The sequence below is a fragment of the Arthrobacter sp. 135MFCol5.1 genome, assembly GCF_000374865.1.
Taxonomy (GTDB): Bacteria; Actinomycetota; Actinomycetes; order Actinomycetales; family Micrococcaceae; genus Arthrobacter.
The window spans coordinates 114,818-130,250 of sequence record NZ_KB895455.1 but is presented as its reverse complement, the minus strand read 5'-3'; the positions used below and the strand labels follow the sequence as shown (position 1 = coordinate 130,250).

The 15,433-nt window shown below is 66.4% G+C and carries 16 protein-coding genes; 12 read left to right on the top strand and 4 right to left on the bottom strand.

All coding sequences use genetic code 11. The features are described from left to right. Positions 1–152: 152 nt before the first annotated feature. Genes C563_RS0109190 through C563_RS0109175 form a run of 4 tightly spaced genes read left to right on the top strand, consistent with a single transcriptional unit; the run spans position 153 to position 5,076 of the window. Complete coding sequence (locus tag C563_RS0109190; protein ID WP_018761753.1) at positions 153–1,430, top strand: ABC transporter substrate-binding protein; 1,278 nt, start codon at positions 153–155, stop codon at positions 1,428–1,430. Positions 1,431–1,434: 4 nt separating this feature from the next. Next, the gene (locus C563_RS0109185) at positions 1,435–2,376 is read left to right on the top strand and encodes a carbohydrate ABC transporter permease (RefSeq protein WP_018761752.1); all 942 of its coding nucleotides are present in this window, start codon (positions 1,435–1,437) and stop codon (positions 2,374–2,376) included. A gap of 3 nt (positions 2,377–2,379) precedes the next feature. Further along, complete coding sequence (locus tag C563_RS0109180) at positions 2,380–3,312, top strand: carbohydrate ABC transporter permease (RefSeq protein WP_018761751.1); 933 nt, start codon at positions 2,380–2,382, stop codon at positions 3,310–3,312. A gap of 39 nt (positions 3,313–3,351) precedes the next feature. Continuing rightward, positions 3,352–5,076: a hypothetical protein gene (locus C563_RS0109175; RefSeq protein ID WP_018761750.1), complete on the top strand. Its 1,725-nt coding sequence runs from the start codon at positions 3,352–3,354 to the stop codon at positions 5,074–5,076. A 20-nt stretch (positions 5,077–5,096) separates the two neighbouring features. On the opposite strand, the gene C563_RS0109170 is transcribed toward C563_RS0109175, so the two are convergent. Next, complete coding sequence (locus C563_RS0109170) at positions 5,097–5,858, bottom strand: CPBP family intramembrane glutamic endopeptidase (protein ID WP_026264584.1); 762 nt, start codon at positions 5,856–5,858, stop codon at positions 5,097–5,099. Between the two features lie 204 nt (positions 5,859–6,062). Between C563_RS0109170 and C563_RS0109165 the strand changes: the two genes are divergently transcribed. After that, positions 6,063–7,523 carry an amino acid permease gene (locus C563_RS0109165; protein WP_018761748.1) on the top strand — a complete coding sequence of 487 codons (1,461 nt, stop codon included), beginning with the start codon at positions 6,063–6,065 and terminating at the stop codon, positions 7,521–7,523. Positions 7,524–7,623: 100 nt separating this feature from the next. Here the strand turns inward: C563_RS0109165 and C563_RS0109160 are convergent, their stop codons facing one another. After that, positions 7,624–8,358 (bottom strand): dienelactone hydrolase family protein, encoded by a 735-nt coding sequence (locus tag C563_RS0109160; protein WP_018761747.1) that lies wholly within the window; start codon positions 8,356–8,358, stop codon positions 7,624–7,626. Positions 8,359–8,455: 97 nt separating this feature from the next. On the opposite strand from C563_RS0109160, the gene C563_RS0109155 reads away from it, so the two are divergent. Next, positions 8,456–9,526, top strand: a complete 1,071-nt coding sequence (locus C563_RS0109155) for a DNA polymerase IV (RefSeq protein WP_442852927.1) — start codon at positions 8,456–8,458, stop codon at positions 9,524–9,526. Positions 9,527–9,631: 105 nt separating this feature from the next. Here C563_RS0109155 and C563_RS21030 read toward each other — a convergent pair whose 3' ends face one another. Then, positions 9,632–9,808 carry a CsbD family protein gene (locus tag C563_RS21030; RefSeq protein WP_018761745.1) on the bottom strand — a complete coding sequence of 59 codons (177 nt, stop codon included), beginning with the start codon at positions 9,806–9,808 and terminating at the stop codon, positions 9,632–9,634. 102 nt (positions 9,809–9,910) lie between these two features. On the opposite strand from C563_RS21030, the gene C563_RS0109145 reads away from it, so the two are divergent. The 4 genes from C563_RS0109145 (at position 9,911) to C563_RS0109130 (ending at position 13,608) form a co-directional block, all read left to right on the top strand. Next, complete coding sequence (locus tag C563_RS0109145) at positions 9,911–10,585, top strand: pentapeptide repeat-containing protein (RefSeq protein WP_026264582.1); 675 nt, start codon at positions 9,911–9,913, stop codon at positions 10,583–10,585. A 117-nt stretch (positions 10,586–10,702) separates the two neighbouring features. After that, entirely contained in the window at positions 10,703–11,929 is a 1,227-nt protein-coding gene (locus C563_RS0109140; RefSeq protein WP_018761743.1) for a thiolase family protein, read from the top strand. Further along, entirely contained in the window at positions 11,929–12,732 is an 804-nt protein-coding gene (locus tag C563_RS0109135) for an enoyl-CoA hydratase/isomerase family protein (RefSeq protein WP_018761742.1), read from the top strand. The genes C563_RS0109140 and C563_RS0109135 overlap by 1 nt, the downstream gene beginning before the upstream one ends. A gap of 3 nt (positions 12,733–12,735) precedes the next feature. Next, complete coding sequence (locus C563_RS0109130) at positions 12,736–13,608, top strand: 3-hydroxyacyl-CoA dehydrogenase family protein (RefSeq protein WP_018761741.1); 873 nt, start codon at positions 12,736–12,738, stop codon at positions 13,606–13,608. 12 nt (positions 13,609–13,620) lie between these two features. Here C563_RS0109130 and C563_RS0109125 read toward each other — a convergent pair whose 3' ends face one another. Continuing rightward, the gene (locus C563_RS0109125; protein WP_018761740.1) at positions 13,621–13,854 is read right to left on the bottom strand and encodes a DUF6480 family protein; all 234 of its coding nucleotides are present in this window, start codon (positions 13,852–13,854) and stop codon (positions 13,621–13,623) included. A gap of 76 nt (positions 13,855–13,930) precedes the next feature. On the opposite strand from C563_RS0109125, the gene C563_RS0109120 reads away from it, so the two are divergent. Then, the gene (locus C563_RS0109120) at positions 13,931–14,551 is read left to right on the top strand and encodes a GNAT family N-acetyltransferase (protein WP_018761739.1); all 621 of its coding nucleotides are present in this window, start codon (positions 13,931–13,933) and stop codon (positions 14,549–14,551) included. A gap of 82 nt (positions 14,552–14,633) precedes the next feature. Continuing rightward, positions 14,634–15,344: a tyrosine-protein phosphatase gene (locus C563_RS0109115; RefSeq protein WP_018761738.1), complete on the top strand. Its 711-nt coding sequence runs from the start codon at positions 14,634–14,636 to the stop codon at positions 15,342–15,344. Positions 15,345–15,433: the final 89 nt, after the last annotated feature.

Below are 15,433 nucleotides of genomic sequence, written 5' to 3'. Positions count from 1 at the left end.
AAGGGCGGCGGCGGAGTTGGGGAAGGGGCTGACGCGGGTGGGCGGCCCATCCTGACGCCGTCCAAAAGTATTCTTGACAATATGTCATGACATAGGTCACAGTTTCTAGCGGAAAGGGTTTTCCCCGCTATCGCGAGAGACAGGACAGAGCATTGTCAGAGACGACAAGAATCTCCAGCATTACCCGCCGCCAGTTTGGGCTGACGGCCTTCGGACTGTCGGCCCTGGCTGCCGGCCTCACCGCCTGCAGTGGAGGAGGGGCAGGGAGCTCATCGGATGGCGGCGCCAAGACGCTGCAGCTTATCCTGTCCGGCGACACCAACCAGGGCGGTGCGTTCGCCGCCGCCGCCAAGAAGTACAAGGAAGCCACCGGGATCACCATCGAGGTTGTCGACGTCCCCACCGCGGACATCACCACCAAGCTGAAGAACGCGGCCACTGCGAACGACCTTCCGGCGCTGGCCCGCGTCACCGGCCTCGACCCGCTGTGGGCCAACCAGCTCCAGGACCTCACGGACATCGCCAAATCCCACAACATCGATCCCAACTTCCTGCAGCAATCGCCGGACGGCATTATCCCCGCCATCCCCTCCGACCTCACCGCCGTGGGGCTCTTCATCAACAAGAGCTTGTTCACCAAGGCCGGCGTCGCCTTCCCGACATCGATCGACACCACCTGGACCTGGGATGAGTTCATCGCAGCCGTGAACCAGGTCCGCGAGAAGGCAGGCGCCAAGTACGGCGTGGTGATGGACCGCTCCGGCCACCGGCTGCGCGCCATGATGTACGAATTCGGCAGCACCGCCTTCGCCAAGGAAAACGGCAAGTACACCGGCGACAGCAAAGCCGTGGAGACCCTGGAGTACTTCAAGAAGATCAACGACGACCAGACCATGCCCAAGTCCGTCTGGCTCAGCGGCGAGGACGGCAACGCCATGTTCAAGAGCGGCCAGGTGGCCGCCTACTACTCCGGCAGCTGGCAGGTGGCGGACTTCAACAAGAACATCAAGGACTTCGAATGGCTGTCCGTTCCGCTGCCCAAGAAGGACGTCAACGCCACCAACCTCGGCGGCGGATTCATGGTCGCCTTCAAGGACACCGGCGCAGATGAGGAAGCCAGGAAGTTCATTGACTGGTTCTACAACGACGCCAACTACACCGAGTTCGCCAAGACCGGCGGCTACCTGCCGGTCAAGGACCTGAAGGTGGACTACCCGTTCCAGCAGGCATCGTTCGAGCTTTACCAAAAGCAAATCGCCGGCAACCAGGCGAAGGGGGACAACGCCATCAAGCGCGTGGTCATCGAGGCTTACGCCGAGACCCCGTTCTCCGGCGATCCGCTCCGGGAGGAGACCGTCAAGATGCTCTCCGGCGGCCAGGACGCCAAGACCACGGTGGACAACATCGTGAAGCTCTACAACGGGGCCTGATCCCGTGGCACAACCAACCATCACTCCGACGGCGGCCCCGGCACCGCAGCCGGGGCCGGTCCGCAGCAAGTCGGCGCTGAAGCGCCGCAACCGCTACGTCATCGCCCCGCTGGTCCTCATCGGCGTCAACGTGGTGCTCTTCCTGGTGTTCTTTGTTTGGCCGGGAGCGCTGGGCATGCTGTACTCCTTCACGGACTACCGCGGAATCGGCAAGCTGCACTTCATCGGCCTGGCCAACTTCCAGAAGCTCTTCGCTGACGGCTCGTTCTACGCCGCCCTGGGCCGGACCTTCGTGTACACGGTCCTGTCGGTCCCGCTGGTCTACGTCTGCTCCCTGGGCGTGGCCGCGTTGCTCGTCAGCAAAGCCGTCCGCGGACGCACAGCGGCAAAGACCGTGATCTTCCTGCCCTGGCTCATTTCGCCCATCGTGGTGGGCGTCATCTGGAAGTGGCTGTTCGGCCAGGACTTCGGCTTCATTAACTTCCTGATTTCCGGCTTGGGCGGGAATCCGCTGCCATGGTCCAGCGACGGCAACCTGGCCCTCGCCGTGGTGATCTTCGCCTCGGCGTGGGGCGGCACTGCCTTCAACATGCTGCTGTTCATCGCCGCGCTGAAGAACATTCCGGAATCCCTGTTGGAGGCCGCGGAACTCGATGGGGCCAACGCCTGGCAACGTTTCCGGCACGTCACCCTGCCGGGCATCGCGCCGACGTCGTTCATGGTGATCCTGCTCTCCACCATCCATGCCATGAAGGAATTCGCCATGATCCAGGCGCTGACCGGCGGCGGCCCCGGAACGCAGAACACCCTGATCGTGCAATACATCTACAAAACCGGTTTCGAGCAGTCAAAGGTGGGCTACGCCAGCGCCGCCTCCATGGTGCTGATGGTGGTCCTGCTGGCCATCGCCCTCATCCAGCTCCGGTTCAACAGGAAGAAGGGCTGACCCGTGGCAACAGCTGCCAACCTGCCTCCCGCGGTAGCGGAGGAACACGCCCAACCAACCCGGAACGACCCAGCACCACGCCGCAGGGACGGCCGCACCCAGCCGGGCAACCGGGAGATCCGGGCCAAGGCCTCCATCCCGCTGACCCTGCTGATGTGGGTGATCGCCGCCATCTACGCGCTACCCCTGCTCTGGTTCCTGCTCAGCTCTTTCAAGCCCGGCAGCGAACTCTTCAGCTACCCGCTGTCCATGATTCCCCGGGAATGGACCTTCCAAGGCTTCGTGGACGCATGGGAACGGGTGGACTTTGCGCAGTACTTCCTGAACACGGCCACAGTCTCCATCACCACCACGGTTCTGACGGTCTTCTTCAGCGCCTGCACCGGATATGCGCTGGCCAAGTACAACAACAAGGGCACCCGGCTGTTCTTCGTATGCATCCTGGCCACCACCATGCTGCCCACCGAGGTAATCCTGAACCCCACGTTCTCGGTCATCCGGGACCTGGGCCTCTACAACTCGCTGGCCGGCATCATCGTCCCGTCGGTACTCACGGCCACCGGGGTGTTCATGTTCCGGCAGTTCTTCCTCACGGTTCCGGATGACCTGCTGCACTCCGCCAGGATCGACGGCGCGGGCGAGCTGGCCATCTTCTTCCGGATCATGCTCCCGTTGTCCAAGCCCATCCTGTTCACGCTGGCCATCTTTTCGTTCCAGTGGCGGTGGAACGACTACATCTGGCCCCTGATCGTGCTCAACGACCCCAAGTGGTACACCCTGCAGGTGGCGCTGCGGAGCATCGTGGGGGCGGAAAACATCGACTGGCCGGTGCTCCTGGGGGCCTCGGTGATCTCGCTCCTGCCGCTGGTCCTGGTGTTCTTCGTCTTCCAGAAATACGTGCTCAACGCAGACGTCAGCGCCGGGCTGAAGGATTAGGACGGTCCCGCCACGGCGGGCCGGTGAAAGGCAGCAACAGTGCAGACAGCAACAACGGACACAGCCTTCCAGGCGCGGGTGGCGGCAGAAGCGGACCGGGAGGTCGCGGCGTTCCTGGCAACCCACGACGACGACGTGCGGGCCTTGGCGCACCGGCCGGCCATGGCCAGGCTGCTGGCCCTGGCCGCCGTCTTCACCGAGCCCGGCTCCGGCTACTTTATGCAGGAAACCCTTGCCACGGCGATGCGGCGGTGCCTGGACCGGTTGGAGACCCTCCAAGGGCCCACCGGCCTGTTCGACGGCACCAACCTGTCCTCGCCGCCGGACTCCGCGTTCACCCTGAACGACGCCTGCCTGGCGGTGCGGCTGGTCCGCGGCACGGAAACCCCTGACGCCCTCCTGGCGGAGGTGGACGAGCGGCTCGAGGCCATCATCGCCACGTCCGTTGACGCCATGGTGGCAGGCGGCGTCCACACCCCAAACCACCGCTGGGAGCTCTCCGCCGCCCTGGCGCAGATCAACACGCTGCACCCGCGGCAGGACATCGGCGCCCGGATCGAACAATGGCTGGCCGAGGGCATCGACCAGCTCCCCGACGGCATGTACTCCGAGCGCAGCCCCTTGTACGCCACTGCCGTGACCAATCCCTCGCTGCTGACCATCGCGGACGCCACGGGCCGGACGGACCTCCTGGACCACGTCCGGCGGAACCTCGCCGCCTTCCTGCCTTGGTTCAACGCCGACGGCACCGTGGAATCCGTCTTCTCCCGCCGGCAGGACCAGTGGATGCAATTCGGCGCCGCCCCGTTCCTTCACCTGTACCGCCGGCTGGCGGCCCAGGACGGCCGGGCCGATTTCGCCGCGGCAGCCACCTGGCTGGCCCGGCTGCCCCTGCACGAGCCCGCGAAACTGCTTGCCCTCACCCGGCTGGACCCCTGGCTGTCAGCGGCCCTGCCGGCCGATCCGCCGTCGCACGCCGCCGCGCTGCCGGCACCCCTCGCTCCGGCCGCGGCGGCGCTCGAGAGTTGCGGCGCCTACCGGTTCCGCGGAGCAGGGTCCGTGGCCACCGTGTTCGGCGGCTGCGACCCCCTGGTTCCGGGCGTCGGCTCCGGGCTTGCCACCAACCCCACCTTCCTCCGCTTCGGGCACGGCGCGGCCGTGCTGTCCGATCTGCGGCTGTCCAGGAGTTTCTTCGACCTGGGCCCTTTCCGCAGCCAGGACACGGTGCGGCAGGGCGGCGTGCTGGTGCTCGCCGAGCAGCTGGAAGCCAACTTCTACCAGCCCCTGCCGCCGGCCAGGCAGCACCCTGATGGCATATACGCCTTGGAGCATGAAGGCCGTTTCAGCGCGGGCATGGAGTTCAGTTCGCGCGCCGCCGACGTCCACCGGCTTGCCACGGAGATCAGGATCAAGGCAGCAGGCGGGGAGGTAGGCCTGGACATTGGGTTCGAAGGAACGCACACGGCTTTCGCGCTCGAGCTGACCTTCCAGCCCGGCGGGGTGCTCGACGGCGTGGAGCCGGCAGGTGCGCACGGAACCTTCCAGCTGGTGGGCGGTACCGGCACGTACCGGGTGGGCGCGGACGTGATTGAGTTTGGACCCGGGCTGCCCGCAGATCCGGATACTCCTGCCACCTACAACCCGGGTGAAAGCTACCGCTACCTGGGCGGCACGAACACGGCCGGCGGCACCAAGGTCTACATCACGGGGCGGACCAGCGGCACGCACCGCTTCACGGTGCGCGGGTACACGCTGGCGGACTGACGCCGGGACCGAGCGCCGGCTTACGCCTGGACGTGCTGCATCTGCTCGAACAGTTCCGGCGGGATGGAGTAGACCAGGACCACGGCCAGCAGGTTCTTGGCGGCGTGGACGAAATAGGAAAACATGACGTTCTTCCCGGTCCATACGTAGACGAACACCAGCGTGGCCCCCATGGCCAGGTAGGGAAGCAGTGCCGTGAGGGTGATGGCCTCCTGCCCCACGATGTGCATCGCCGCGAACAGCACTGCCGACAGGACGCAGCAGATCCAGATGTTCACCCGCCTGCCCAGCTTGCCGATCAGCAGGTGGCGGAAGATGTATTCCTCCACGAATGGTCCCACCACCACCAACAGCGGCACCATGAGCCAGGGCGGCACCTGCTGTATCAGGGCCTGCAGGCCTGCCTGGTTGGCGGACGTTTCCACCTGCCCGTTCAGCGCCACCAGGACCGCGGTCAGGACCAGCATCGCGATGACCGCGGCCGGAACCATTAGCAGGGTGAACCACGGCCGGGTCGCCAGGACTTTGAGGTCGCGCGCCACTACTTTCCGGGCGGCCAACAGCGCCACGATTCCCACCGAGGAATAGAACAGCAGGTTCACCGCATACGAGGCGGCGGCCGGGGACGGCGCAATCTGCCGCAGGAAAGGGGCCACCAGGTCGCCGGCCGCAGCGAAGAATCCCGCGATGGCCACGTAGAGGCAGAGCGCCGCCAGGTCCAGTCGGGAAAAACGGTACAGCTGTGGCTGTGGAGCGGGTGGTATGCGATGGGCTGTGGCCATGCTTCAGCCTATCGCCGGGGGTGCCGTGTAGCGCGCGTCACGTACCCGGCGCCCGGTCTTGTAGTATGGACAGGCCGCGTGAAGCTTCGGCTACTCGATGATTTACGCTCACAATCGCTGGTTTCTTGGCCCTAAGGCCGAATTTTGTGAGCCATATCATACGGATTCCGGATGCGGCCAACCCCCAACCCACAAGGAACAGTTGTGCCTCAAAGTACCCCCACAGACCTCAAGAACACCGCCGCGGCAACCGCCGCCGTCGACTCCTCCCTCAGCGCCGAGGGCTACAGCAAGACCCTGGGCCGACGCCACGTCACCATGATCGCCATGGGCGGCGCCATCGGCGTGGGCCTCTTCATGGGAGCCGGCGGCCGGCTCGCCTCCACCGGCCCGGCCCTGATCTTCTCCTACGCCATCGCCGGCGTCATCGCCTACCTGCTCATGCGGGCCCTGGGCGAACTCATCATGTACCGGCAGACCTCAGGCTCCCTGGTGAGCTACGCCGGCGAGATGTTCGGCAAAAAGGGCGCGTACATGTCCGGCTGGATGTACTTCATCAACTGGGGCATGACCGGCATCGCCGAACTCATCGCGATCGGCCTGTACTTCCAGTTCTTCTTCCCCAATGTCCCCGTGGAAGCCTCGGCCATCGCCGCGCTGGCGCTCCTCGTGGCCGTGAACCTCCTGAGCGTCAAGGCGTTCGGCGAGTTCGAATTCTGGGCATCCTGCCTCAAGGTGGGCGCCATCCTGACCTTCCTGGTGGTGGGCACGTTCATGGTGGTCACCAACGCCCAAGTGGGTGACGGGCACGCCTCCGTCAACAACCTCTTCGCGGCCGAGGGCGGCATGTTCCCCAAGGGTGCGCTGGTGATGGTCCTGGTCCTGAATGCCGTCATCTTTGCCTACAACGGCATCGAGCTGGTCGGCGTCACTGCCGGCGAGATGCAAAAGCCGGAACGCGAGGTGCCCAAGGCGATCCGCGCCGTCGTACTGCGCATCGTGGTGTTCTACGTGGGCTCCGTCCTGCTGCTGGCGATGCTGCTGCCCTCGGACCAGTACAAGGCCGGGACCTCCCCGTTCGTTACCGTCTTCGGCCAGATGGGCCTGGGCTGGGTGGGTGACGTGATGAACATGATCGTGATCACCGCCGCCCTCTCCTCCTGCAACTCCGGCCTCTACTCGATCGGCCGCGTCTTCCGCACCATGGCCAACAACGGCCACGCCCCGCAGTGGCTCACCCGCATGTCCAAGCGGCACGTCCCGTATGCCGCCATCCTTGCGATCGCCGCGTTCTACCTGGTGGGCATCCTGCTGAACATCTGGCTGGGCGGCTCGCACGCGTTCGACCTCGCCTTGAACACCGCCTCGATCGGCGTGATCTTCTGCTGGGGCTCCATCTTCGCGAGCCAAATCGTGTTGCGCCGCCGCAAGGGCATCACGTCCACCCTGCCGATGCCGGGTTCGCCGTGGACCAGTTGGGCCGGCCTGCTGGGCCTGCTGGCCATCACCGTGCTCATTGGCTTCGACACCATGACCAGCAAGGACGGCGAGGTGTTCTACCTGGGCCTCTGGACGCTGGCCACCATCCCGTTCTTCGCGGTGGTCCTGTGGCTTGGCTGGCAGAAGGTCAAGGGCAACCAGCCCAAGAGCGAGCTCTACAGCTGACGCCGGATCTTCCTGAGCAACGTTCGACGGCGGGCCGTCCCTTGGGTGGGGCGGTCCGCCGTCGGCGTTTCCTCCTTGATGTCCGGGCGGGCCCGGTGCGTCAGGCAGCGGAGTCCTTCAGGTGGCGGGCAAAGTAGTCCTCGATCCGCTGCCAGGCCTCCGGGGCGGAGTCCGGGTCCGGCCCGATGCCCATCACGCGCATGAGCGGACGAAGGACCACGGGTCCTTCGTCGGTGTCGTTCAGGAAGGCGTGGCCGGCGCCGGGGAACTCCTTGACGCTGTGTTCGATTCCCAGCCTGTCCAGGGCTGATTCGAGCCGGGCAGCGGCCCCCTTCAGGGGCCTGTCCGCGCCGCCGTAGTTGGCCACGATGGGGCAGGCGCCGCGGAGGGCGTCGTCCAGGTTGCCGGGCAGGCGACCGTAATTGACCGCGGCTGCGTCGAAACCGTCCTTGGCCACCAGCAGCGCGAAGCCGCCGCCCATGCAAAAACCGATCACGCCGGTTTTTCCGGTTGATTGCGGGGAGGCGGCAAGCCACTTCCGCGCCGTGGCGATGTCCGTGAATGCCCTGCCGGTGCCGGCAGTCATGCTGCGCATGGTGCTGACCAGGCAGCGGCGCGCCCCGCCCTCGCTGAACAGATCCACTGCCAAGGTCAGGTAGCCGGCCCGGGCCATCCTGTCGGCGTGCCTGCGGGTCTGGTCGGTCAGGCCAAAGGCCTCGTGGATCATTACGACGCCGGGGAAAGGGCCTTGGCCCTCCGGCGTGGCCAGATAGCCGCCCAAGGAAGGCGAGCCGCCGGCGGTGGCGCTTTCGGCGCTGAGGTCAACGTAGGTCATGGCTAAGGCTAACCGGGCAGTATGCATTTACTGTGCGGATCCAACCGCGGGCCCCGGGACGCTGGTGCGCGGCGCCTGGCCCGGGCAGACTGGGGCTGTGAACGAACCATGGGTGCTGCACGTGGACCTGGACCAGTTCATCGCTGCCGTCGAAGTGCTCCGCAGGCCGGAGCTCGCGGGCAAGCCCGTGATCGTGGGTGGCCGCGGCGACCCCACCGAACGTGCCGTGGTGTCCACGGCGTCCTACGAAGCCAGGGCCTACGGCGTGGGCTCCGGCATGCCGCTGCGCATCGCCGCGCGGAAGGTGCCGGACGCGGTCATCCTGCCCGTGGATCATGAGGCATACCTTGACGCGTCCGAGAAAGTGATGGCGGTCCTGCGCTCGCAGCCCGGCGCTACGGTCCAGGTGCTGGGATGGGACGAAGCCTTCGTGGGGATTGAGGGCGGCGTCCCAGAAGACATCGCCAGGCAGCTGCAGCTCGCCGTCCTGGCGGAAACCAGGCTGCACTGCAGCATCGGCATCGGGGACACCCTGGTCCGGGCCAAGGTGGCCACGGGGTTCGGCAAGCCCGCAGGCATTTTCCGGCTGACGGAAGGGAACTGGCTCCACGTGATGGGGGACAGGCCCACAATCGATCTGTGGGGCGTGGGAAAAGCGGTGTCGCGGCGGCTTGCCACCCTTGGCATCAAAACTGTTGCCGAGCTCGCGGCGGCCAACCCTGCGGACCTGGTGCCCGAGTTCGGTCCCAAGATGGGCCCGTGGTACGCCCAGCTGGGACGGGGCGAAGGGTCGCGGGTGGTTGATGACACACCGTGGGTGGCCCGGGGACACAGCCGGGAAACCACCTTTCAGCGCGACCTGACGGAGGCGGCGGACATTGACGGGGCCCTCAGGGAATTGGCAGCGCACGTCATGGACGATGTCGCCGCGGAAGAGCGGCCGGTGGTCGGCCTCACCCTGAAGGTGCGCTATGCGCCGTTCACCACCACAACGTACGGCCGGAAGATCCCCGCAACGTCCGCCCCTGCGGAAGTGCTCGCACACGCCCTGGAGCTTGCCGCGAAGATCGAGCCCGGCCGTCCTGTCCGGCTGCTCGGGCTGCGGGCGGAAATGACCATGCCGGAATCTTCCCGCCAGGGCCACACTCCCACCCGCAGCGGCTGGTGATTTCGCCCGATGCGTGTGGACAGCGGAACGGCGGCGGATCTGTCCGATCCGCCGCCGTCGGGCTGATGCAGCACGCCGTTCGCTGCGGCTGCAGCAGCGTGGCTGTCAGTCGCGCTTGAACTCGTCCTTGACGCTTTCGCCCACCTTCCTGGCATCCGCCTTGACCTGGTCCGCCTGGCCTTCAGCCTTGAGGCGGTCATTGTGGGTGACGTTGCCGGCAGCTTCCTTTGCTTTGCCGCCAAGTTCTTCGGCTTCGTTGCTGATCTTGTCTCCGAGGCCCATGGTGCCGGCCTCCTTCCGTTTCCGTCCATCGTTTACATTTTCACCATAAATGAAGCTTGCTTACTAATTCAAGGGATGGGGCGGGCGGGCTAGGCTCGGGGGATGGAGAAAAAGCGCGGACGTGGGCCGGCAGGGGTGCAGGCACCCCGGGTTTCACCGGTGGAGCTCACTGACCTCGAAGACCAGGCGGACGCCGCCTTCCGGCGCGGCGAGCGGCACGAAGGGGTCCGGTTTAGCCGCGCGGACGCAGAGGGATTCGACCTGGGCGGGTCTGTCTTTTCCGAGTGCCGGTTCGATGCCGTGTCCTTCAACGACGCGCAGCTCCGGGGAGCATCCTTCCGTGACTGCATCCTGGCCGAGCTGTACGCCCCCGTTTTCCGCGGTGCCCGCAGCACCTGGCAGGACGTGGAGCTCCGCAACCCCCGGCTGGGTTCAGCGGAACTGTACGAAACCGGCTGGCAGTCCGTACGGATCGACGGCGGCAAGGTGGACTTCCTGAACCTGCGTGGTGCCAAGCTCACGGATGTGCTGATCAGCGGGTGCATCATCAATGAACTGGACCTTGGCGCCGCCGGAGCCGTCCGGGTAAGGCTCGAGGACTGCACCATTGGATCCCTGGACCTGGCCGGCGCCAAGCTGAAGGATTTCGACATCCGCGGGACCGGATTCCGCAAGATCAGCGGGCTGGGCAGCCTCTCCGGCCTGGTTGTTGACGAGTACCAGCTGGGCCTCCTGGCGCCGCTGATCGCCGCGCACCTGGGCGTCACAGTCCTTTAGCCGGGTGCGGAGCGGAACCTTGCCGTGTACCATTTACAGAACGAACGGTCGGTAAGTGGTGCATCCGCTGTGCCGGCCGCCGATGACAGTGCTGTTTATCGCGTGAAGGGTGTATCCATGGCTGCAACCGCAGGTCCGCAGGCTTTCCTTGTTGGCGGGGTCCGAACGCCGGTGGGCCGGTACGGGGGTGCCTTGTCCGCCGTGCGGCCGGACGACCTCGCCGCCCTGGTGGTCCGCGAAGCCGTGGAACGCGCCGGCCTGGACCCGGAAAGCATCGACGAGGTGATCCTGGGCAACGCCAACGGCGCAGGGGAGGAGAACCGGAACGTTGCCCGCATGGCCACCCTGCTGGCAGGCCTTCCGCTCCACATCCCGGGCATTACGGTCAACCGGCTGTGCGCCTCCGGACTGAGCGCCATCATCCAGGCGAGCCACATGATCAAGGCCGGAGCCGCGGACATCGTCATCGCCGGCGGCGTGGAATCCATGAGCCGGGCACCCTGGGTGCAGGAAAAGCCCACCGCCGCCTTTGCCAAGCCAGGCCAGATCTTCGACACCTCCATCGGCTGGCGCTTTACCAACCCGCAGTTCCAGCAGGGCGGCCTCTCCCGCGACGGGAAGATGACCTACTCGATGCCGGAAACGGCGGAAGAAGTGGCCCGAGCGGATGGCATCTCCCGCGAGGATGCGGACGCATTTGCCGTCCGCTCGCACCAGCGTGCCCTCGAGGCCATCGCCGCCGGGCGCTTCAAGGACGAGATCGTCCCCGTCACGGTGAAGACGCGCAAGTCCGAAACGGTGGTGGACACGGACGAAGGGCCCCGCCCCGGCACGAGCCTCGACGTTCTCGCTGCCCTCCGGCCGGTAGCACCGGGCGGCTCCGTGGTCACCGCCGGAAACTCGTCCTCGCTCAACGACGGCGCCTCGGCCATCATTGTGGCCTCGGAGGCAGCCATCGAACGGCTGGGCCTGACCCCGCGGGCACGCATCATCGACGGCGCTTCCGCCGGCTGCGAACCCGAGATCATGGGCATCGGTCCTGTCCCCGCCACGCAGAAAGTGCTCAAGCGCAGCGGCCTAAGCGTTGGTGACCTGTCCGCCGTCGAACTCAATGAAGCTTTTGCCACCCAGTCACTGGCCTCCATCCGGCGCCTGGGCCTGGATCCGGACATCGTGAACCGCGACGGCGGCGCCATCGCGCTGGGTCACCCGCTCGGCTCGAGCGGGTCCCGGATCGCCATCACCCTGCTGGGGCGGATGGAACGCGAGGACGCCAAAATCGGCCTCGCCACCATGTGCGTCGGCGTCGGCCAAGGCACCGCCATGCTGCTGGAGAAAATCTGATGGCCGCCGCAGTGGACCTTGCCGCCGAAGTGTTCTCCGCCCTCAAAGTGGAGGAACGGGACGACCGTGTGGTGGTGCTGCTCAACCGGCCCGAGGTAAAGAACGCCATCGACCAGCAGATGGTGGACGAACTCCACACCGTGTGCGCAGCGCTGGAACAGAATCCCAGGATCCTGATCATTGCAGGGGTGGACGGGGTGTTCGCCTCCGGGGCAGATATCGCCCAGCTGCGCGAACGGCGGCGGGATGACGCCCTGCAGGGGATCAACTCCACCATCTTCGTCCGGATTGCGAAGCTGCCCATGCCGGTCATCGCCGCGCTGGACGGCTACTGCCTGGGTGGCGGCGCGGAACTGGCCTACGCGGCGGACTTCCGGATCGGCACCCCCACCGTGCGCATCGGCAATCCCGAAACGGGCCTGGGCATCCTGGCCGCGGCAGGCGCCAGCTGGCGGCTCAGGGAACTCGTGGGTGAACCGCTGGCAAAGCAGATCCTCCTGGCCGGCCTGGTCCTCGGCGCCGACGAGGCACGGGCGGCCAACCTCATCACCGAGATCCACGACCCCGCGGACCTGCTGGCCGCGGCCCACAGCCTTGCCGACAGGATCGGGCGCCAGGACCCCCTGGCCGTCCGCATCACCAAATCCGTGTTCCACGCCCCCGCGGAAGCCCACCCGCTGATCGACCAGCTGGCCCAGGGCATCCTCTTCGAATCCCAGGCCAAGTTCGACCGCATGCAGGCGTTCCTCGACCGCAGCGCCCGGAAGAAGGCCAACCCCGCCAACCCCGCAGACAGAAAGTAGACCATGAGCGAATCGCAACTGACTCCAGCCCTCCCGGCCCGGGTGGGTGTCCTGGGCGGTGGCCGGATGGGCGCCGGGATCGCCCATGCATTCCTGGTCAAGGGCGCCGACGTGCTGGTGGTGGAACGCGACGAGCAGGCTGCGGAGGCGGCACGGGAACGGGTGGAATCCGCGGCGGCAAAGAGCATCGAGCGCGGGGCAACGGACACAAACCTGGACGAAATGGTCTCCCGCCTGGCCGTCGGCGTGGACTATGACGCCCTCAAGGACCGCCAACTGGTGGTGGAAGCCGTCCCGGAAGACTGGGACCTGAAAGTTACGGCGTTGCGGGGCATCGAGGAGCGGCTGGCGGAAGACGCCTGCCTGGCATCCAATACGTCCTCGCTGTCCGTGAACGGGCTCGCGAAGGAGCTGAGGCGGCCGGGCAATTTCCTGGGGCTGCATTTCTTCAACCCGGTGCCCGCTTCCACGCTCATCGAGGTGGTGCTGGGCGAGCACACCTCGCCCGGACTCGCTGTGGAGGCGAAGAGGTGGGTGGAGGCACTCGGCAAGACCGCCGTCGTCGTCAATGACGCGCCGGGGTTCGCGTCCTCCCGGCTGGGCGTTGCCATCGCGTTGGAGGCCATGCGCATGGTCGAGGAAGGCGTAGCCTCGGCCGAGGACATCGACAACGCCATGGTGCTGGGCTACAGACACCCCACCGGGCCGCTCCGGACCACGGACATCGTGGGCCTGGACGTCCGCCTGGGTATCGCCGAATACCTGCATTCCACCCTGGGTGACCGGTTCGCACCCCCGCAGATCCTGCGCGACAAGGTGGCCCGCGGGGAACTGGGCCGCAAGACCGGCAAAGGCTTCTTCGACTGGCCCAGCTAGCGGCCGCCCGCGTTAGTCGAAGAAGCCCACGATGTAGCCGATGAAATACAGCAGGCAGAGCAGGACGACCACCCCGATGACGGCAATCCAGAGGAACTGCGTGCCCTTGCCCGGCCCGCGCTCCTCCGTGCCATGGGGCCCGACCGTGGATGCTTCGCCCGGCGGGGTTTCGCCGGGCGGAACGCCGCCGCCGGGCTCCAGACCGGTGATCTTGTCGTCTTCCGGATCCGGATTGGTACCTGACACAATGACTCCCTCGCTCGCCGTCCACGTGCTTGCCCAAGCGTAACCGGCACCGAACCGGTGGGCCTAGGCTGGTGCAGTGACTTTCCTTGAACCCCTTACCCTGACCGGACGGCACGTAATCCTGGAGCCGCTCGCGGAGGAGCATCACGACGGCCTGGTGGAGGCCGCCAGGGATGGTGAGCTCTGGAAGCTCTGGTACACCTCGGTGCCGGCCCCTGATGGGATGGCCGCCGAAATCAGGCGGCGGCTGGCACTGCAGGACCAAGGGTCAATGCTGCCGTTCACCACCCGCCTGATCGATGCGGAAACCGGCGGCCCGGGCCGCATCATCGGCATGACCACCTACATGAACATCGACGCCGCCACGCCCCGCGTGGAGATCGGCTCCACGTGGAACGCGGCCTCCGTGCAGGGGACCGGAACGAATCCGGACTCCAAGCTCCTGCTGCTCGGGCACGCCTTCGAGGCCGTGGGCTGCCCGGCGGTGGAGTTCCGCACCCACTGGCTGAACCACCAGTCGCGGGAGGCCATCGCCCGGCTCGGTGCCAAGCAGGACGGCGTACTGCGCAGCCACTCCCGGACCAGCGACGGGAACCTGCGCGACACCGTGGTGTTCTCCATCCTGGACCACGAATGGCCCGCCGTCCGCGCCGGGCTCGAGTACCGGCTGGACCGCCGCGGCCCGGCTGCCCGCTGATGACGCCAAAAGTCTTCCCGTGCGGCATGCGGCTCCCAGCACCCTGTGATTAGCTGGGCGGATGAGCAAACGGGGCAGGCCCATGAACTGGGATGGAGCTGTCAACGCCTGGCACATTTCGGGCGGCATCTACCGGATGGGCCGGCGTGAGTGGCTGACGGCGTCCGGGTGGCGGCAGGTGTTCGACGACGGCGTCCGCACCGTCGTCGATCTCCGCAACGCAGCGGAAGGCCGGCGCCGGGACACCGACCCGGTGGTCCCGGACACGTCCATGCCGGACATCGACGTGGTCCAGGCGCCCACGGAAGAGGCCGGTGATCCGCGCTTCACCGCCATCACCGGGCCGTATTTGAACGACCCCGGGCATTACGCCGTGAACGCCCGCCTCTTCCCGGAAAAGCTGGTGGGCGTCTTCCGGGCCATCGCCCACGCCGCACCCAGGGGGGATGTCCTGCTGCACTGCGCCGCCGGCCGGGACCGCAGTGGAATGGTGGCCGCCATGGTCCAGGACCTCGCAGGCGATTCCGACGAAGCGATCGCAGAGGGCTACCGGCGGGCGGCACGCGGCATCAACGAGAGGTACCGCACGCACGGGCCGCCGCACAGCCGCGAACGCTACCTGGCCGCCGGTGAACTTGAGCCCTTGCTGGAACAACGGGGGCTCACCGTGGCCAGGTTTGTCCGGGACCTGGATACCCGCCACTACCTTCTGGCCAACGGCCTCACCGCAGTAGAACTCGAGGCTGTCCTGGCCTGTTGCCAGGACAGCGTAGATACAATGGGACCAGTGTGACGCATGTGACCTGAGATACTGTTGTTTCCTCGGTCACGTTGACCGGCAGAGAGACGGACATGAGCTCAACAGCAGCACCGAGGAAAAAA